The following is a 21,864-nucleotide window of genomic DNA, read 5'->3' on the forward strand; positions in this document are numbered from 1 at the left end:
GGCATCTCTAACGCTTATTTTAGCGTACCAGCCAGCTACCTTTGCATTGGGGCATCTCACTTTTAAAAGCAGTGGCAGTAACACTTTAGCTATTTCCGGAGATGTCTATTGTTAATGATGTTTGTAGTGTGGTAATTGCAAATCCAAATAACATCCCAGCACTCACCAAAGGCAAAGCTTCATTAAACACAGAAACCAGATCAGCTATTTGTTGTGCGCTGGCTTTTAATCTGATGCGCTGACTATACTTTTTCGCCCAAGCTGCAAAGGCTCTTTCTTCTGCCATCGCCACCCGCAGTTTAGTTACTCCATTAATTAATTGAATAGTCAGTCCATAAATTGCCCCATCTACTTCTTGTTGTTGTCGTGATTTCTTAACTAAGAAAAAGCTAGAAATAAGAGTGACTATACTGGCTAATAATCCTAAGCCCATCCCCACAAAAGCCAGTTGCCAACTATAAACAAACATGAGGATTAAATTGAATAAAGCAAAAATGCCACTTAACAAAGTTCTTTGGGTAGCACCATTCAATTTTTGCTGAATCTCCCTCACCGACATAACACGCCGGACTAAATCGCCAGAGGTGTACTGTCGAAAAAATGCCGGACTTAATCTAAGTAAACGATCCCAAAGCGCAGGTTGTAGAGTGCTATCAGTGAGACTTTGTACCCTCAAAGTCACAATACCTTGGGCAATACTAAAAGCTAACTGAGCAAAAGCCATTGCCAACAATACCAACCCAATCTGCCATAATAAAGAGCGATCGCTATCAGGAATAGCATGATTCACTAAAATTGCTGTGGCTTGTGGGGTAATCATTCCTAATAATGTGCCAATTATCCCCAAAAACAAAATACTGGCGATATCTTTTTCAATCCCCTTGATGCCAAATTTCAGTAAATCAATAGCGTTGTTGATAACTTGGGGTAACGGTCGATAAATAACGTAAGCTTCCGGTGATAGTGTTTTAGACAGATATTTGTTAACAGGTGTACGAGTCCGTGCAACGGGATCAAAAAGTTCATAACCCTTACCTCTGACTGGTAACAAAGCTACTGGGCGCTTTTCCCACTGAGTAAAAGCCAACAGGGGACCAAGTTCCTGATGCCACCAACCATCTGCCAAGGTGATGCGACGGGTACGAATTTGGGAAGCGCGGGCGATTGCTGCTACAGAATCTTTGGTATTGTTGAGATCATCTGCAATCGCGGGACGAATAGTAATTCCCACAACTCTTCCAATTGCTCCCATTGCTACTAACAGAGGAGTACCTTCTTGAAAAAACACAGTCTCCTGCTGTGGCTGCAAAACACTTGTCAGTTCTTCCAAAGCTCCCGCTACGATTTGCCGATTTAATTGTTCGCGTTCTTGAAATCTGCGATGTTCTGCCTCTGCTTCTTGATTGAGTAGTAAACTGAAATAAAAAAATAAATAATTATGTAAATTTACCAAACCTGCTTGCAGTTGGGCTGGTTCTAACTCAACAGTAGATAACATCATTCCCACAGCTATATCTTCGGCTTCCAACCACATACCCGCTGTAAGTGGAAAAGCTGGGGAGGCGGAATTCAAAATAAGTTCTTCAATTCCCAACCAACGAGCTTTACCTTGGTGGAATTTTACCCAAAATACTGCTTTTTGCCTTATTTGCAGTTCCTCACCTGGCGATAGTGCAAAACTGCGCTCAAGTTTTGTTTGGTTGAGGTTTAATGGCATAGTCAAGACAGTTTGTTGTTGCTTGACAGCCTGACCCAGATTGTATACCCAATTTTCTATAAGTGTAATGGCTTCAGGTTCAGCTACGACGATGCGCTGTTCTAGCTCACTAACTGGTAACTGAATTAATTTCGTAGGTTCTACAGCTATTGCTTGAAATACCCATTTTCCTGGGACGATATCATTATCTAACGGCACTGTACCAAATAAAGCTTCACCAGTGTTGACACTAAATAAGTAACGACGATGACCCGCAACCGCACCATCCTTGACTGTAGTTGCAAACAATGCCAATTTTCCAGACTGTACCACCCATAACGTTTCTAAATCGTCTAGCACCAGTGTTTCATTAACCTTCATGCCGTATAGTCGCACAGAACGATTCACCTGAGTGTACAACATTGTTGCTCTAAGCCTCTTCTGTTTTAATCAAACGAACATAAGTGCCGCCTTGTCGCCACAATTCTTCATGGCTACCCCGTTGGACAATTTTGCCCCCCTCCAGCACAATAATTTCATGGCTATCACGAATTGTACTGAGGCGATGGGCGACAACAATACACGAACAACCGCGTCGGCGCAGATTTTGGTCAATAATTAACTCAGTTTCGGGATCAAGGGCGCTGGTTGCTTCATCTAGCACTAAAACTGCGGGATTGTTTACCAAAGCACGAGCAATTTCTATACGCTGGCGTTGACCACCACTAATATTCATCCCTGCCTCTATTAATTCTGCGTCATACTGTCCGGGCATTGATAAAATCAGGTTGTTGATGGCTGCATCTTCACAAGCTTGAAATAAATCTTTTTCTGGTACAGTTTGATCCCACAGAGTAATATTATCGCGCACCGTCCCAGCAAATAAAAAGATATCCTGCTCAACCATTGCCAATGAGTTAGCGAGAACAGAATGGGGTATTTCTTTTCGGGGAATACCATCAAAGTAAATTTCCCCATCCCAAGGTTCATAAAGACCGCAAATTAATTTAGCAATAGTGGACTTGCCAGAACCACTTTTACCTACAAATGCTACTTGTTGTCCTGGTTTAATAGTCAAGCTCAAATTTTCGATTAACGGAGGCTCTAAACGACCATAACCAAAGGTGACATTTCGCAACTCTACATAACCTTGCAATTTAGGTGAAGAAAAACTGATTATTTCCTCCCCTGTTTGTCTATCTGCTTCTGAATCAATGGGATTTTGCAAAACATCATCAAGGCGGTTTAAGTCAGCTTCTAACTCTTGCATGGTACTCCCGAAATTAACTAAACTATTAACTGGCTCTAGAAAACTTTGCGTTAAACTTTGATAGGCAACTAGCATCCCAATACTGAGTTTGCCGTCCATGACTTCTAAACCACCAACAAGCAAAATAGAAGCTGTTGTCAGGGTAGTCAAAATTGTTGGTAATGTCGTGAGAATTTGAGTTTGTAAACCTAATTCTTGCTGAGTATTTAGTGCTTTAGCATAGTAACCTGCAAATCGAGAAAATAAATCATCTTCTAGACCAGAAGCTTTCACAGTTTCTATAGTTTGGATACCAGCAACAGTAACACCAGAAACTTTGCCATATTCCTGCGCTAACCGCAAATTAGTATCAACACGAGCTTGGGATAATAATTGTAGACCAAGAATATTAATAGCAGCAAAACTAACTGCGATCGCACTCAGTACCAAATTGTACTGAATCATAATTATCAGATATAAAAACATCATTACCGAATCAATTACCGTTGTCGCTAAACGTCCTGAAAGTACCTCTGCAACTGAGTCATTAATTTGCACACGGCTGCTGATTTCCCCTGCATAACGTTGAGCATAAAACCCAACAGGTAAACGCAGAATATGCCAGAGAAATTGCCCTGACATACTCACCGATAACTTCACCATCAAGCGCCGCAGATAAGTCAGCCGCAATCTCGCAAGTAACGCCCGCAATACACCAGTAATGATCATGCCTAGCAACAAGGGACGCAACCATTCTTGACGGTTTTGAACTAAAACTTCATCAATAAACACCTGAGAAAAAGCTGGTACTGCTAACCGGGGAATTGTCAAAAGTAACCCTGCAAACAAGCAAAAGAGGATAGTACCCCATGAGTTCTTTAAGCGTGCAGTTAAAGCAGAGATAATATGACTTTTTTTGCCTCCCTTTTGAAAGTTTGACCCTGGTTCCATCACCAGAATTACACCTGTATATCCTTGGTCAAACTCATCGAAAGAAATACTCCTGCGACCTGAAGCTGGGTCATTAAGATAGATGCGTTTGTTGCCCAATCCTTCAACAACAAGAAAATGGTTGAAATTCCAAAAAACAATATATGGAGGACGAATAGCTTTCAGCTTTTCCAGAGGTACTTTTAAACCTTTAGCATCTAAACCATAATTTTGAGCAGCCTTGAGAATATTAAATGCTTTGCTCCCATCTCTTGAAACCCCACACACTTCCCGCAATTTAGCCAAAGGTACAATACAGCCATAATAGCTAAGAATAATTCCCAGAGAAGCAGCACCGCATTCTACAGCTTCCATTTGTAAAACAGTAGGAGTGCGGATACGATAAGGTTTTATGTGGTGAAACAGATGGGATAGCGGAGAAAATAACATATTTATTTATACAATACTGTAATCTATTAGTGTAATTTAACTTCTAATCGGGGAGAACTAGGGGAGAATTTTAGCCTGATAGAGTTATAGGTGATTTAGAAAAAAGTAAGCATTCAGCCGTCAGCACGAGGCTCTTAAACACAAATACCAGCCTGTAAATTTCTCTAATCAACACTTGTGGAATTTGGCAAGATTCTGATTTTATGACAAACTTGTAACCGATATGTGGAAGCTGATTACTGATTATTGATAGCTGAAACTGACCTGCAACTTAATAAATACCTGTCCAAGAACGAAGTAAAGGAAGGATGTAATAAATCGGCGCTACTTCGTTTACTTTCACTTGTACTGTTGTAGTTGTACCAGAGGAAATTTTGAGGTTTGGTCCTAACGAAGATGACCATTTATAACCACTAAATGTAGTTGAGTCTTCTTGTAGTTGCACAAACGCTTGAACTCGTCCTTCACCTTTTCCTGCAAGGCTGTCTGCTATTTCTTGATTACCAATTATCGCTGCAATATCTTGTGTAGTTACAGGGAAAGCCGAAATATTCTGAATGACCCCAACTATACCGCCTTCTTTTTCGCGTTTAGTAAAACTGGGAGTCACCTGTACAGACATCCCTGACTTAATTTGCTTACCATCTTTATTGGCAAAGTAAACAAGACTCATGAGTTTGGTTTTGGGGTCTTCAGCTTCAATTGCTCCCAAACGAGTACCGGAATTAATAATCTGACCTGGAATAGCACTAACTTCTAGAATTTGACCATCGTATTTACTGATGATTCTACTCTCTTGCACTAATTGCAGTTCTAATTGAGCAATGCGATGCTTAACTTCTCGAATTTGATTTGTTTTGTCGATGGATTCTTTACGGTCTTGTGCAATTAGTTTTGCTTCTTGAGTATTTATATCTTTAATTTTAGTTTTAATTTCATCACTTTTATTAAGATTTTGCAGATAATCTCGTTGGGTATTAGTTGTTTGAATATCAAGTTCTTTTAATTGGCTTTCAATATCTAGAAATTGCGCTTGGGTATTAAAATATTGTTCTTCTGACTGTACTAACAAGTCTTGACTGATGACACTTTCTTGGAAAAGATTGCGTCTATTTTCAACTTGCTTTTTTAAGGTGTTGAGTAAATAGCTAATTTGTTGTTTTCTTTGTTGGAAATTTTGACGTTTTTGTGCTATGGAAGTAAGTGTTTGATCTCGTAATCTAGGAGTTACCTGTTCTCTTTGTAAACTATTTTCTAAATCAACTCGTTGCTGTTGTAAGATTAAAACTTGTTGGTCAATTAGCTGCTGTTTAAGCTTATTAATCTCGTCATTTTGAGTTTGTAATTGCTGTAACTTGATTTGCTCTTGTTGCAATTGCTGCTTTAAAGCAGATTGGTCAATAATACCCAGGACATCACCTTTTTTCACAGCATCTCCAGGCTTGACTTTCAAGTTAAGCAATTGACCAGAACTAGGAGATTGAAATTGCACTACATGGCGGGGACGAATTAGAATACCTTGTCCTGTAACAGTCAAAGGAATTCTGCCAAAAACACTCCACAATACTCCAACTGCAACCAAAAAGCCCATCGCAGATAAAGACAACCATGCTTGGGGTTTGACAACTTGCATTGCCTGATCTAGTCTTTCTGGTGAAGATAGGCGGTCAAGGGCTTCTTGACGGAAAATTTTACTTTGTTTTAGTTGCATTGTACTTCTCCAGTGCCTAGAACTGCTAAGGGAATACTTTGATAACTATTAAGATTAGAGATCAATCGGGGAGAACTAGGGGAGGTAAAGGTAAATAGTCTGTGTTCATCAGGTAAAGTACGATGCCAGGAAATTAGTCATAGGGTACTTCTGAACTTTCATAGTTTAGGAGGTTCTAATACCAGCACAGAGGGAATCTTTTCAGGTTCCGCAAGGCGTAGCAATTCATAACCTATACCTGCAAGTCCGGTCATTAACCCTGGTGTTTCTACCCCCAAGGGAACACCGCAAAGCCAGCCTTGCTTGTCTATACTGTCGAGGATGAGCGTCGTCAGACAATCAAGTTGTATTTGATATTGACTATCTTGCAAGATAGAACTGGCTTGCAAAATTAGTTCTAGGTTGCCTAAATCTCCGTGACAGAGGGAGTGATTGAACCCAAATCCCTGCTCTAAGGTTGTTTTGATCGCTGTATTAATCTCGGCTCGAATTGCCAAATCGTCTATATAAGGGAGACATCGTAGCCTTGCTAAACCGATACCAGGCGCACCATGACACCAAGCAGTCATACAGTAGTGCTGATTTGATTTATCCTTGGTTGGTGCTTCTCGCAAGTCAAGCCAATTACTCAATTTTGGGTAAAAGAGACTTCGCTCGTAGGTAATCCCATCTAAGGCGGCTTGGTAAAAATCACGTTCTCCCGTCAAAGCAGCAAGTTCCAATAACGCCCAAGCAATACCCGCTGCTCCATGAGAAAAGCCACTTAAAGCTTCGGAGCTTCCTTTTTTGATCACCCAAGCTCTTCCCTGCTTTTTGGGGGTTGCTTGGCTCACCAAGCGTTCCCCACATTGTCGCGCCAGTGCTAAAATTTTCTCGTCAGGTTGACAGCGATAAAGAGTGATCAACCCGGCAATACATCCTGCCGATCCAGCTATGATGTCTAACCGTTCATCTTCCGCAATCAGGGAGGGAAGCAGTTCGGTGAGTGCTTGTGCTTCTGAGAGTAAGGATGGCTTATTCCATAAACTTCCTAAATGGCTCAGGGTATAAATAATTCCACCTAGACCGTTAAAAGCACCAATGGACTTAATGAAGCCTTGATCTCGCTCGATGATTTGTCTTTGTACTGTTCTTAAGGCTGCTTCCGCTAAATTCTTGTAGCGTTTCTCCCCAGTAAGCTCGCCCAAATAAGCGAGAAAAAATACAATACCTGAAATGCCATCGTAGAGATCGATTTTCAACGGACGGACAGACCACTGTTTCTCGTCCATCCAGTTTAACCCTAGCCACGTCGCGTCATCTTCTCCGCGCAGTGCCAGCTCTTCGAGGTGATCGCCGATCGCAATCGCACCAGACAAAAGCCGCTCCCTATTTCCTTTTTCTTCTGTTTTTTTGTCCTGTCCTATTGAGGTCAGGTGCAGAGGTTCTCTCTTTGCCGATTCAGGTTGCTCGGTTTCCAGTCCCAAGGTAGCGAGAGAGGCGCGGATAAACCAAATCTGGCGATTCATGTCCTGTTGATTAAGTTGCTGGAGATGTTGCTGGACAATGGTCATGCCAGATTGGGTAAAATAGTCAGGAATTAACTCGTCAGTGCTGGTATACAAATCACGAGACATCGGTCGAGTCGTAAAGATGGGAATATCTTCTTGCCACAAATCCTGTTGTTCGGCGGCAATGACTTTCTCTAATTCTGGACGATATTTGACATCAATCCAAAGGCGATCAAAACACCGCTCTCGATCTAGTGCATCTCTTAATAAATCGGGATGGCAACTTTCCCAGAGTATCTTCGCATAAGTAGCTGTGTTACGCAAAATGACGCGCACTTCATCATTTGCGAAACGGGTGAGAGGGCTATCCAAGGAGAGGAGTTCATCTCGATGCTTGACTAAGAGTTGATAGATTGAGGTAAACCCGGCAATAATCGATTCGCTATAGTCGAGAACATTAACGAGTTTTCCATCCAGGCTTGGGAGATTTTTACCGACGGGCATCTCTACTTGCTCACGAGTTAGCCGCATTTCATCAGTTCCTTTCCCCTCCCAACTAGACACCCCTCTGGGGATAAGTTGTCCGGGTAATCCACCTAATCCACTAATATCAATACCTTCTAATTTGTCGTTACCCCAGTTTTTCCGAGGCAGCAAACCCACCCGCAAAACCGAGTAAGCCATTTGAAGATTGGCGAGGGTTTGCGATTGGGAGTTATCTAGTTCACTGTTATAGGGATGGAAGAGCGCTTCTAAATCGATCATTATCGGGTACTCGCTGATGGCGATCAGATTTTCGTGGTGGAAATCTGTCGCTGCTAAAGCATAGAATAAAGCTAAATATCCGCCTTGCCGCTCATAGAAACGCTGTATTTGCTCTACATTAGTACAGCTTTTTGCTTCTATAAATTCAACCCAGCCATGATCGCCATAATTAAGAATTTTCAAGAGTTGAAAAGGGGGATGGTTGCCCCGTTTATTCAACCAAGCAAGGAGTTCTTGAAAGTGTACGTCAACATCTAGATTTTTCGGTTTGTATACTAGCTTTAAGCCCGATTCAAATTTAGCTATCATAACTGATTGCCCGCCGCGATGGCTATCTCCTAATCCTCCTTCTAAAGCAACTAGCAAACCTGGCGATGTTCCTTGATTAAATGTATTGATGGTATCTTCCCAATCGCTGCATAGATGTCGAATAAACTCCAAACTGTTTTTTAGCCAATGGTTAATGACAATCGTCAATTGACGCGCTAGTACGGGGTATTCTTGAAAGATAGCTAGGGCGAGTTTTGGTTGTTTTAGACGTTCGATAAAGCTCTGAAATCGCTCCTTTGATGTCTCATTTTTTAAGACACCCTGGAGACGGGCAACGTTAAGTTCTAAGACCATCGTGCGACTCAAAATTGAAAGTAGCTTTTTTGGTAAATCAGCCAGTAATATAAGTCTGATTGTTTGAGGATCTAAAGGTAAATCTTGCCTGGTTTCGAGCAAAGTTTTAATTTCTTGATCTAATTTCTCTAGTGCTTGATTAATTAGAGGTTCGATGGCGTATAGAAACTCTACTTCTATTAGCTCTGAATCTAAACATATTCGAGTCAAGACATCGCTAGGACTAAAATCAGAGAAAGTCTGTTCCAACTCTAGCAACCAAGTAGGTTTTTTAAACAGACGAGATTTTACTGATTCGCTCGGTTCGCTCAAAAGGTAAAGAAGTTCACTTTCAGTCAGATTATCGAGAGATAGCCGTTTATGAAAAAATGAATCTTCATTAAAAGGAGATTGCGACTGCCATTTGTGAATTTTATGTCGAGCTATATCGGTAATAAATTTTTCCCTTTCTTCTATAATTGGTAATGAAGCAGTTCTTTCCTTTCTTTCCTTTAACAGAGTAGCGCGATACCAATCAGGAGATTGCAAATGTGTGCGATTCATCAGATTAACTTCCTAGTTATTGTTTTTTAGAGCATTTTATTAAAATGAATTATTTGTAAGCATTCAGCTTTTAGCTATTGTCATCACAAAAATGGGTAAGCTTGCTGTTTTTGAGATATAAAACCCCAAGCTATAGGAAATTGGACTCCAACTAAGTTTTCACTCAATGCTGATGTCTAAATACTTACAAAGAAGGCAGAAGGCAGGAGGAAAGAAGTATGAATAAAAACTTTAGTTCTGGGTTTAAAGCCCAGTTCAAAAAAGAATTGTATCGAAATGCGTAGCACGAGATACAAAGCGTCCTTGCTCCAATCCTACGTTTTTAAACGTGGGTTCCTCCTGCCTCCTGAAAGATATTTTATATTTAGATTGCAATGAGCCGCAAAGTAATACTTAAAACCTTACTATGATTTCAAAAAATGAGATCAACTTGAAAACTAGGTTCAGCTTCTGATAATTTCACAAAGCAAAATTTTAAACAGTAAAATTATCAAGCATTAAATTGCGGCTAGTTGTATTTTATGACTAATGTTTATCGCGTGAAGTAAGACCAATACCAGCAATAGATATCGCAGGTGATATTAGAATCTACATACCTACCGCCATTGATTTCTTTCATCTCTTCATCTTCTAATTCCAGAATACCCGCAGGATTTTCTGGTAGCTGAGAGAGTTGTTCTTCGCTCAAGCTATTGCGGAAGGTTTCATCTTTCCAAGCACGGATAATATCTTGTTGAGACATTTTAGTTACCTCTTTTTAATGAACATTTTTTGGTTGATATCGGATGTAACTTTGTTTTTTGTTCCATCCGTTTCATGATTATTAGAGTAAAAATACATCGGGGAGAACTAGGGGAGAAAATCGCAAAGCGAGAAAATTTTTTTGGTGATATTCCAAAGGCTGTGAACTGGGTTAGGAAACACTGAGATTGTACCTTTTGGCATAATCGGGTATTTGTGGTTGCAGATATATGCGTTGAGCTTGTAGGCAATTGCCTGAGCCTAGATAGATGAAAATAAAAAAATCTCGCCACTTCTTAGATAATGTTTTAAAAGTATCAGAATTAATCGATATCCCCCCCAACCCTGCCTTACTAAGGCTATCCATTACCCACATCTTTCTTAACATGGCTGAAAAACAGACAAGATAAAGGTTGTAGAAAATCGGGTAGCGTACCGGAGGCGATTGGCTATGGCTAACGCCACGCTACGCTATCGCCAGTGCCGTAGGCAATCGTTAAGTAGAGACAACAGATGTGGAATCAGAGTGAAGTAATTGCCAGATTGCAACGATATCGTGTAAGCGTCGCAGCCCACGCCAAATAGTTTTCACACCAGGTTCTCCATCACCTTTTCGACCTAAAAAGCCACCTAAAGTTGCAATCATTCGCACAGCATCTCGCAAAGAAGGTGGCTTTTCTGGTGGGAAGGGAGTATTGTTGATAGTTGCACATAAAGACTGCCATTCATTCTTTTCCAAAACAACATCACAGGGTAAATCTGGATTAATTCGTGCTTCATAAGTTAGCCATAATAAACGCCCAGCGACAATTGTATAAGTAGCCAGTAGCCAGTGCCATGTGAATTCTGTCAGCAGTTTCCAGTTGCAATTTCTCGATGCCACAGCCACTTTTTAATGTGTAATGATAACGTTCTACCAACCAACAGTAAGTATACATTGAACACAACGTGCAGCATCTTCTAAGCCATTAATATCGAGGCTAGTAATTAATAACCAACTAATCGAATTAGTTCCTGGTAGCGGATTTTCCTCTTCTGCCAAAATTACTTGTAACCTCACAGGTTTTAGCTGTAAACGCCCAATATGGTGTAATGGTACTTGAATATCAAAACTCGTGAACCTAATTGTTAGTGTCGCCTTTCTGGCACTATGTTCTGGAGAGCATTTAATTTCTATAGTCAGTGTTCCAGAAGGTTGAATTTGACGAATAGCTTGATGTAAATATTTGGCACAATGATCTACTTTTCGATTGTGAGTACCACGAATTAGTAAGTGGGAATTTTCTCGACGTTTGAGGCTAAAAAGGTCAAATATATCTGCCTCTGAATCACCTATTGTTACTACTTGAATTCCTGACGGGATTAAATTTTGTGTAGTTTCTAATCCATCCAACCAACGTTGACTTTCTTTAAGCACTAATTAACCTATTTTTACCACCTTTCATCTATCATTTTTGATTAATTGTTTTTTCCAAACTTGTACCATAAAAAATACCTGTATGATATTCCCACTTTGTTGCACCATTAGTAGTAGTCACTATCCAACTTGGGAAAAACCCCGGTTGACAAAGATTTTTACGGTCTTGAGGATTATTAATAACCGCACCCCGACAACTATCTGTCCAAACTTTTTGTTCAGCCCAATAAAGAGTTAAATTAGCTGGTGGTTTTTCATTAGGAAAATAGACATCTTTTAGGACTCCTCTAACTAAATTTTTTGGTAAACTTTCTATACCATTTAATTTGAATCCTCGACCATTCACTAGATGATAAACCCAGCGTTGTTGATATCCTTGGGCGACTATTCTCCATCCAGATAATGCAATTTTATTACAGGCTGTTTCTGGAGTAGCAATATTTAAACAACCATTAAAAGTTTTTGGTTCTACTTTCATAATTTGTAATTCTGACAAAGAAATTCCTGTTCGCTTGGACATATCTTTTAAAACCACATTAATATTTTCTTGAGGGAAATTCGAGGGAATATTTTTCTGGATTTTACTGGCTTTAGCATCAAATAAAACTGTATAAGTTAAACCAGTTCGATACACCCAACTTTGTTGTTTATTATCTATTACAGTTATTTGCCAACCAGGCATTTTTGCATTAATACAATTATTGATTCCTGGTAAATCTAAACAGCTATTTTTCCAAGTCTTATTTTCTACTGCATAAATCTGAAGTTTGTTAGGTTCTAAATCAGAACGCCATGCTGCTTCTGTTAGTAACTCATCTGCTACTTGTTTAGATAAACTCGCTAGAGTATTAACTTTAAAATTACCTCTTTGAGTAACATGATAAGTCCAAATATGTTCTCTAGCTTGTATTTTTACCTTCCATCCAAAAAGGGCGATCGCTGGACAGGCTTCCTCTGGACGACCTAAACCTAAACAACCGTCAAATGTTGCTTCTTTAGTTTCTATAATTTTTACTTGTTGACGTGGAACAAAAGTTTTCCATGCCATATCTTGTAATAATTTATCACTGATAGATTTAGGTAAATTTATATTTTGTCGTGGGCTATTTTTTTGAACACTGGGATTTTGGGCAATACTAGAAGTTGTATTCATCATGGCGAAGTTACTAGATAATAGCAATCCTAAACATATATTTGATAGTAATGTTTTCATAGTTCACTTCTGGCTTTTAGCGACTTCTTTACGATATCATCTAATTTATAGATATCAATTGTTGTTACAAAAAATGTAACGATACTGATTAAGTATAGCAGGAACAAATCTTAAATATTTACGTCTAATTGGAATAATTTATTGAAAAACATTTACCGAGATAATAAATGTATCTATAGGGATCATACTTGAATCTTGCTAAAGATACTATGAAACAAACGTCTCGATACCAAGCTTCTAGCGAATTTAGTTTTTCAGAAATAAAACATGAGTCCTATATAAAAGACGCTGCTGCTACCCTATAGAAAAAAATTAGAAATCTACCGTAGTCAAAAACTAAAGATAGCCCCAATATTGGTTTGCTTATTAGACTGAAAAAAACTATCTAATCTATAGGTTTTTTCCCCGGCTTTGCTTATTACTACTTCGTCTCCTGCCAACAAATAAACATCATTTGGACAAAACAAATGCCGCCGAAAAAACACCCAGAACACTGTTGCCCACGGTATGACTGTCCGAAAGAATCTAATTACTGTACGATAACTACCACCACTCAGCGTCCAACGTGATATTCCCAACATCGTCACTCGCCCGCTCATGGCTAACATGGCCATGATGAAGGAGTTCAATTGGCGCATTGTCGTCACTTTTATTTCTGGTAGCAGGCATTGCAATAGTGTTAGGATATCGAACATGGGCAAGGCGCGAGCTTTCGAGTTGTTGTTTTGGAAGACTATAACTCTACTACATCAGCCCTCTTTTTATACTCTTTTTTTGGCTACAGTATTGCTATATAAAACAACCTTATTCCCACAACAATATAGATGGGAGATTGTTGTTAGCCAAACGCAACAACTGATAACCAATCCCAGCAGTTCCCTGAAAGAAACTTGGGTTAAATACTGAATTGGGTAAATTTGCAAAAAGTTGATAAGCTCCAGTCCGTTTGGCTCTAGCAACTACATTAGTAGCATTCTGGAGAGCAGCTTCATGCCAATCAGAACGAGAGCAGCGTTCTGCACCCACCATGAGAACCTCAACTATGCCCATATTGCCACAGCATAAATGATCAATGACGCTCAAACCTTTTGTTTGCGTGGTTTGTAAAGCAATTTCGATATCTCTTTCTATTTCTGATGTCTTCACTATCCCTAAGCTACCCAAACGTGCCAAGCCAATTCCGCCTGATCCGTGACACCATACTGTTTCAAAGGAGGTTGGCTTGTTCATCAGCTCTATCCGTGGAAAGACTGGCCAGTTGCCATGAGAACTCGAAAAAATGCTGTTTTCATACTCAATGCCTTCAAGAGCAGCTTGTAAGTAAACTTGCTCCTGAGTTACTGCATATAGCCGCAGCAAAGCATAGGCAATTCCGGCTGCTCCATGAGAAAACCCTGTTAAAGGTTTTTCCCCAAGAGTAAGCCATGCTTTTGGCGCACCTTCGTGGCTGTAGCGATGTGTAAGCAAATGCTCTCCGCAGGCGATCGCTTTCACTAAGACATTTTCCTGCCCAGTTGCTTGATATAAGGACAATAACGCTAAAATACATCCAGCAGCACCGCCGACTACATCTAAATATTTATCAGCCACAATCAGTTGTGGTGTGATCCAATTGGCTAATGCTTGAGCATCTTCTAATAAAGTTTCATCACCTAGAAATTGACTAACTTTCACGAAAGAATAAATCATAGAACCCAAACCTGATGCACCGCCAATTCCTACTAAACGTACTATGCGTTGCTGAGATTCTAGATCAAGTTTCTGAATTTGCTGACGCAAAGGCTGTAATGTTCTCAATGCCAGATCGTGAAAGCGTGGCTGTTTAGTCATCTGATTGAGTGCGGATAAAAACAGCGCCACTCCACAGCGTCCCTCATAAAGACTGTAGCCTAATACTTGTAATCGGTATCGCTCCGCACTAATTACATAACCCAAGCCCATCCAGTTAACGCTGCCGTCAGGATCGGGAATAGCTCTACTTTCTAGTTGATTAGCGATCGCTTCTGCTTCTGCAATAAGTTGCCCAGAATTTAGCACAGGTAATGTTTCGGCTTCCCATGTCTGGCTTTGACCAATAGAGGTTTGCGCTAATTGAGCGTAAAAAGCACCTTGAATGATTGCTACCTGTCGAGCCAAATCAATTTCATCCATAGCCTGCAATTGAGCTAGAGATTGTTGATAACTAGGTTGCTGGAAATAGTTAGCAATCTCTTGATTAATTCCTACACTCAATTCATCACTACTTGTATTAGCAGTGAAGTAGGGAATATCTAATTGTGCCATTACTTGCAGTTCTGCATTTAATATTGGCCATGGATTTGGTTTTTCCCGAACAGATAGAAACGCACAACTGAGGCGATCTAGTTCAATACTGTAATCAACTCCATGCTTGAGATAATCCGGAGACCATGTTTTGTTCAAGATTGTCCCATAGATGCGGGTAGGACGGAAAATAAAGCGTACTTGCTGCCCCTGCATACCTGTTAGTGGACTATCGGGAGCAATTAAATCATCTTTATGTGCAATCAAAAAGCGATACATCTGTTTAAACCCAGTCACAATTGACTCCTGATAATCTATGGGGGATAAAGCAATATCACCCAAGTAAGGAACATTCTTTTGAATGGGTAATTCGCCATATTTATACTGCAACTGCATATTGTCAGTATTTATTGATTGCCAATAAGGAAACTTCTGAGGAGCTTGTTGTGTAGTGGTGCTACCTAAGCCACTGATATCGAAGGCAATACGGCGATCAGAACTAAAGTTCCATTCTGGTAATAGTCCGGTACGCAGTACCGAATTAAGAAACTGTTGCTCTGCTATTTTTTCGTCCTCATTTTGGTTATTATAGAAGTTTTCCAACACATGAGGCTCGTGATGTAACAAAGTTTCTACATCCACTAAAACTAAATGTTCACCACTGGCAATTACGTTTTCGTTGTGGCAGTCTGTACCTCGAAGAGCATAAATTACACACATCAACATACCAGCTCGTTGATAAAAACGTAAAGCAGCAGCTTCATCATGACAGGGCTGATGTTCTACATATTCTACCCAACCGTAAGTATCTCGGTTGAGTAATTTTAAGGTTTTTAATTCCAATAGATGACTATGTTGATTGCACCAGTGCAAAAATTGGTTAAAAGCAACCTCAATCCCTAAACCTTTGGGTTTATACACTAATTTAAGTCCAGACTCAAATGTGAGTACAAAAACTGTTCTCCCCTGCTTATGGGAATCGGAGAGAGAGGTTTGGATTTCAGCAATTTTGTCGTTGGCGTGTGTTGAACCAAAAGTTCTTTGGATGTTTGGTGTATCTTCAGCCAAACGTTGGATAAACTCGGCAGTAGAGTCTACCCAAAAATTTATCACTGTTGCTACTAGCCTACCCAGAACCGAATACTTTTGAAAGAATGTCAGTAATCCATCTTGGAGGAGTTGATTAACAAACTGATTGTAGTAAGTCTTATTGTTGTTGTTTTCTGTTTTTATTTGTAACAAATTTAGTAGATTTGACCCAAATGGACGAACCTGAGCAAATTCAAAATCCAAAGTCTTGTAACAAATTTTTGCTAGTCGTTGCAGTAGACTACGCTCTAAAGAATGGTAAGCAACTTCTGTGAGATGAGATAAAGGGAAATCATCTTTGGTCAATTCAATACAACCAAAGCGACTAAGTAACTGTTGCCTAGCAACCCAAACAAATCGCAAAAGTACATCTTCAAAAGGGAGCGGATCTTGAGGAGTGACTGCTAGAAATATTTCCTTAGTAAGTATAAAATCTGCGGAAGGTTGCATGATTTGTTGCAAGGTTTTTGCCCAGTCTGGTAAATTTTGAAGAGCAACAATTTGTACAGTTCCCATGCGCTGACGAACAGTATTCAGGTCTAATCCGTCCCACTGCAAGCGTTTTTGCAAAATATCCCATTTACCTTGTGCCACGGTTTGACACCAATGATCAAGACGACTATCAATCTCTTGTTCATTCAGTTGATTAATATCAATCAAAAATTTTTCTACATTCAGGCGTTCCCAAAGAAAACTGGCATCGGCAATGATTTTTAGGAAGCTTTCTACTGCGCTCTGCTGTTTAAAAGCAACAATTTTTTGAATCATGGCTATACTTTACTTTAGATACTATCTATGTTGTGAATTTCAGAACCAAAAATCAGTGATTAACTGAATAGGACAAAATCAATTGTTTATATAATTTGCGTTGCCTGAATCCCCCCAGTTTCCTCTAAAAAAGAGGAGGCTGGGGGTCAATCAATGAGGTATGCTCACTAGTTAATAGCTGCTCTAAGTAGGTGTGCAATGGTTTGAGCAACTTCCAGACGTACAATGAACGTCAATCCTTGAGGTATGCCCACTACGAGCGCCACTGACGCTAAGTAATTCCTCCTCGCTCAGTTCGTAGGATTCTACAGCAGTTAACTCTGCTAAAATGTGAGAAATCGTTTCAGTGGTGATTTTGTAGCCTTTCTCTGCACCCGCAGCCGCGATCATCTGCATAGTTTCTGCTAGGGTAGTAGCTCCTTTAATTTTCTCTTGCAGTTGAGCATTGGTGAGCAATTCTTTGATTTGTGATAACATGGAATAATCTCCTATTGATTTAGAAATCAAATACGTTTAAGTTAGTTTTTGCGTTACAGCAGGTAATTTGCATTTACCCGATGCAATTTTCTCTGCTTAACTGCTTTTAATTTAGAGAGAAATCGGGTAAAACTAGGGGAGAAAATGCAATTTTAGAAAAAATTTTTTGATTAGGCTTCCAGTATATGGGTAGCTCATCAACGCTAGTAAAAATAAGAGTTCCATGGCTTTGCATAGCAAGGAGTTCGTTTTTTGATTAGGTGCGATGGTGTACCGGCCCGTCGTTGGCGATCGCTGTGGAGTGGCCATTTTTAGGGGTAAGCTAATCGGCATTTAAATTGCATATTTTTCATTTTGTGGAAAAAGCGTTAATCCTTCTCCCCAGCCCCCTGCAAGAAAGCACCCCTGCCTACCTCAATGTCAAACTTAAAGGTTTAACAGCTTAGTGTTACTCCAAGTGTCACCAGGGACCTTCGTAGGCTAAAAAGTATTACGCCCTAGCTATGGGTCGTGCTAGACATAAAGCCGAAGAAGCACTGACCCAGTCCAAGGAAGCAGCAGAAGCTGCTAACCGTGCTAAAAGTATGTTTTTAGCGAATATGAGCCATGAACTGCGGACACCATTAAATGCTATCCTGGGTTTTGCCCAATTGATGGAGCGCGATCGCACGCTCAACCCCAAACAACGGGAATCTTTAGCAACCATCAACCGCAGTGGCGAACACCTGCTCAACCTAATTGATGATGTCTTAGAAATGTCTAAGATTGAAGCAGGGCGAGTTGTCTTTCATGATGTTTATGCTGATTGAGTGCGTCGCTTCTGCTTCGACGAAATCCTGGAATTGACCGCAGCAAATATTCGTGGCTTGTAAGATAGTGCAACTATGTTTGAGATTCTTGGCTACACCAACCTAAACAAAATCTATGAAAGTGATAATTCCCTAGTATTCAGGGGAATCTGCCAGCAAGATGAGTCACCAGTTATTATTAAAATTCTCAAGCAAGATTATCCAACTAAAGAAGCGATCGCCCGTTATAAATTAGAATATCAACTAGTTAGTTCTTTACAACTCCAGGGAACAGTCCGAGCCAAAAGCTTAGAAAAATATCAAAATACACTGGCGATTATCTTTGAAGATGATGGCTGTGAATCTCTAAGGTTACTCCTATCACAGAGAAAACTGCCTCTCCAAGAATTTTTAGAGATAGGCATTCAAATTACCCAAACCTTAGCAGAAATTCATGCCGAAAATATCATCCATCATGACATCAACCCAGCCAATATAATTATTCATCCTCAAACACAACAAGTAAAAATCATTGACTTTGGTATCGCCACCATCTTAACGCGAGAAACGCCAAATCTTTGCCATCCAAATATCTTAGAAGGGACTCTAGCCTACATATCGCCAGAACAAACTGGAAGAATGAATCGAGTCATAGATTACCGCACAGACTTTTACTCCTTGGGTGTAACATTCTATGAAATGCTTACTCATCAATTACCATTTGCCGCCGCAGATGCAATGGAACTGGTACATTGTCATCTTGCTAAACAAGCGATAATACCACATCTGATAAATCCTGAAATTCCCCCGGATATCTCTAATATTATTATCAAATTATTATCAAAAACGGCTGAAGAAAGATATCACAGCGCGATTGGTATACAAGCAGATTTACAAGAATGTTTACGACAATTAAAACAAACAGGTAAAATTTTAGAATTTTCACTAGCCCAACAAGACATTTCCGATAAATTCCAGATTTCGCAAAAACTGTATGGTAGAGAAACCGAAATTGCCACCCTCAAAGCAGTAGTAGAACGAGTCAGCCAAGGAACCAGTGAACTCATACTCATTTCTGGATACTCTGGAATCGGAAAAACAGCATTAGTACAAGAAATTTATCAACCCCTAACCCAGAAAAGAGGCTATTTCATCTCTGGAAAATATAATCAATTACAACGCAATATCCCTTATAGTGCTTTAATTCAAGCTTGGCGAGAATTGATGCGACAACTGCTAACAGAAACTGAAGCAGAGATAGCAGCTTGGAAAGAAAAAATGCTGGCTGCTGTGCAAAGCAATGGCCAAGTGATTATTAATGTTATTCCAGAAGTTGAATTAATTATTGGCGCTCAACCGGATGTACCAGAATTACCGCCGAAGGAAGCACAAAACCGCTTCAACTTAGTTTTTCAAAACTTTATCAGCGTCTTTACTCAAAAAGAACATCCAGTAGTAATTTTTATAGATGATTTGCAATGGGCAGATATAGCTTCCTTAAACCTGATTGAATATTTAATGACGCAACAGCAGAAAAAATATTTGCTCTTGATAGGTGCATATCGAGATAATGAAGTCAGTCAAGCACACCCATTGTTTTTAACTCTTGATAATATTAAAAAGGCAGAAGTAACAATTAATTATTTATATCTAGAGCCTTTAGAAATCACTTCCATCAGCCAATTAATTTCTGATTCACTCAAATGTAAACAGGAAAGAGCTTTACCTTTGGCAAAATTAGGTTTAGAAAAAACTGCTGGTAATCCTTTTTTCTTAATAGAATTTTTAAAGTTTATCTATAATAAACAACTACTCAACTTTAACATTACTCAAAGAGAATGGGAATGGAATATCGCGCGAATTAAAGCCGCACCTATTGCTGAAAATGTTGTTGAGTTAATGGCAGATAAGATTACTGAATTACCAGAGTCCACGCAACAAATTTTAAAATTAGCGGCTTGTATTGGTAATCAATTCGATTTATTTTTGTTGTCGGTTATTAATAACAGTAATTTAGTAATCACAGAACAAAAACTAAGGAATGCTGTTCAAGAAGGTCTAGTGGTACCTATTGGCAACAGCTACAAACTTATTTCAGCACAACTTATTGATGCTGATACAAGAGTTGCTTATAAATTTATCCATGACAGAGTACAACAAGCTGCTTATTCCCTCATACCAGAACAGCAAAAGCCCGCTATTCATTTAAAAATTGGTCAATTACTACTCCAGAATTCCTCAATTCAGGAACAAGAAGAAAAAATGTTTGATATTGTTAATCAGCTAAATAATGCTATTGATGTTATTGATCATCAACATCAGAGAGATGAATTAGCTAAACTAAACCTGATTGCTGCCAAGAAAGCAAAAGCATCAACAGCTTATCAATCTGCTTTTATCTATCTACAAAAATCTGTGCAATTATTAGCAGCAAATAGGTGGGAAAAACAATATGATCTTACCCTAATTATATATATAGAAGTAGCAGAAGCTGCTTATTTATGTGGTCAATATCAAGAAATGGAGCAATTTGTTTCTATAGGATTGCAAAATGCTAAATTGACATTGGACAAAATCAAGATTTATGAAGTAAAAATTGTTGCTCTTATTACTCAGCGTAAGCTTATAGAAGCGATTCAACTCGGAATTAAGGTTTTGAAGTTTTTGGGAATTAATTTTCCTCAAAACCCAAGTAAGTTAAACATTATGATGGGTTTGTTTACTCTCAAACTACACTTGCTTGATAAGCGCATTGATGAGTTAATAAATCTATCGGACATTCAAAACTTAGAAAAGAAAACAGCAATACGAATTATTAATATTATAGCTTCTGCTGCCTATATTGCTAAACCAGAATTATTTCCTTTATTGACATTTAAAATTATCAGTTTATCTATTAAATATGGCAGTGACGACAAAGTATTATTAATGTATCTATATTATGGAATAATACTTTGTGGAACTATAGGTGATATTGAGTCTGGATATAAGTTTGGGCAACTAGGTTTTAAATTTTTACAAAAACTTAACGCCCAAAAACTAGGAACAAGGATACTGGTTATATTGAGTTATGGAATTAGACATTGGAAAGAACATTGTCGTCAAACTTTACCCGCATTGCTGGAGGCCTATGTTCTAGGTATAGAAACAGGAGATTTAGAATATTCTGCTTATGCTATAGGCATTTATGCAACCTATGCTTGGATGGTTGGCAAGGAATTAGTAACTCTTGGCGAAGAATTATCTAAATATGCTGATACGGTGAATAAAATCCACCAAGGAATCAACATAAATAATATTAATTTATCTCGGCAGATGCTATTAAACTTAATGGGAGAGTCTAAAAAACCTTGTTATTTAATTGGAAAATTATATGATGAAATTGAGAGATTATCTATTGATATTGCCGTCAATGACCGTAATTCTATTTTTCATATATATCTTTATAAATTAATATTATGTTTCTTATTTGAAGATTATGAACAAGCTATAGAAAATTCCCAAAATGCCAAAAAATATTTCGAGGGTGCAGCAGGAAGTATGAGTATTCCTGTATTGTATTTTTATGATTCTTTAAGTAATTTATCTGGGTATAAAAAAACACTAAAAAGCAACAAAAACAAATATTTTTAACTTTAAAATCTAATCAAG

Annotated in this window: 9 protein-coding genes and 3 pseudogenes; 2 read left to right on the forward strand and 10 right to left on the reverse strand. The window is 39.0% G+C overall.

The window, feature by feature from the left end:
• Positions 1-85: 85 nt before the first annotated feature.
• The 10 genes and pseudogenes from H6G68_RS23515 to H6G68_RS23565 form a co-directional block, all read right to left on the reverse strand.
• On the reverse strand, positions 86-2,119 hold the full coding sequence (locus H6G68_RS23515) for an ABC transporter transmembrane domain-containing protein (protein WP_242045370.1): 2,034 nt from the start codon (positions 2,117-2,119) through the stop codon (positions 86-88).
• Between the two features lie 7 nt (positions 2,120-2,126).
• Entirely contained in the window at positions 2,127-4,325 is a 2,199-nt protein-coding gene (locus tag H6G68_RS23520; protein ID WP_190908815.1) for an NHLP family bacteriocin export ABC transporter peptidase/permease/ATPase subunit, read from the reverse strand.
• Positions 4,326-4,596: 271 nt separating this feature from the next.
• Positions 4,597-6,036, reverse strand: coding sequence for an NHLP bacteriocin system secretion protein (locus H6G68_RS23525; protein ID WP_190908816.1), 1,440 nt, complete (start codon positions 6,034-6,036; stop codon positions 4,597-4,599).
• Positions 6,037-6,194: 158 nt separating this feature from the next.
• Positions 6,195-9,458, reverse strand: coding sequence for a type 2 lanthipeptide synthetase LanM family protein (locus H6G68_RS23530; RefSeq protein ID WP_190908817.1), 3,264 nt, complete (start codon positions 9,456-9,458; stop codon positions 6,195-6,197).
• A gap of 532 nt (positions 9,459-9,990) precedes the next feature.
• On the reverse strand, positions 9,991-10,200 hold the full coding sequence (locus H6G68_RS23535) for a mersacidin/lichenicidin family type 2 lantibiotic (protein WP_190908818.1): 210 nt from the start codon (positions 10,198-10,200) through the stop codon (positions 9,991-9,993).
• Positions 10,201-10,695: 495 nt separating this feature from the next.
• Positions 10,696-11,610 (reverse strand): annotated as a pseudogene (locus H6G68_RS27390) (IS4 family transposase); the annotation flags it as partial.
• A gap of 37 nt (positions 11,611-11,647) precedes the next feature.
• A complete protein-coding gene (locus H6G68_RS23550; protein ID WP_190908821.1) occupies positions 11,648-12,829 on the reverse strand; it encodes a hypothetical protein in 1,182 nt (393 codons plus the stop codon).
• A gap of 340 nt (positions 12,830-13,169) precedes the next feature.
• Positions 13,170-13,524, reverse strand: a pseudogene (locus H6G68_RS23555) (transposase); the annotation flags it as partial.
• A 109-nt stretch (positions 13,525-13,633) separates the two neighbouring features.
• Positions 13,634-16,948 (reverse strand): type 2 lanthipeptide synthetase LanM family protein, encoded by a 3,315-nt coding sequence (locus tag H6G68_RS23560; protein ID WP_190908822.1) that lies wholly within the window; start codon positions 16,946-16,948, stop codon positions 13,634-13,636.
• 183 nt (positions 16,949-17,131) lie between these two features.
• Complete coding sequence (locus H6G68_RS23565) at positions 17,132-17,425, reverse strand: Nif11-like leader peptide family natural product precursor (RefSeq protein WP_190908823.1); 294 nt, start codon at positions 17,423-17,425, stop codon at positions 17,132-17,134.
• Positions 17,426-17,946: 521 nt separating this feature from the next.
• On the opposite strand from H6G68_RS23565, the pseudogene H6G68_RS23570 reads away from it, so the two are divergent.
• Positions 17,947-18,216 (forward strand): annotated as a pseudogene (locus H6G68_RS23570) (sensor histidine kinase); the annotation flags it as partial.
• 93 nt (positions 18,217-18,309) lie between these two features.
• Positions 18,310-21,846 carry an ATP-binding protein gene (locus tag H6G68_RS23575; protein ID WP_190908824.1) on the forward strand — a complete coding sequence of 1,179 codons (3,537 nt, stop codon included), beginning with the start codon at positions 18,310-18,312 and terminating at the stop codon, positions 21,844-21,846.
• Positions 21,847-21,864 lie beyond the last annotated feature (18 nt).

Source organism: Anabaena catenula FACHB-362 (assembly GCF_014698735.1).
Lineage (GTDB): Bacteria > Cyanobacteriota > Cyanobacteriia > Cyanobacteriales > Nostocaceae > Anabaena > Anabaena variabilis_A.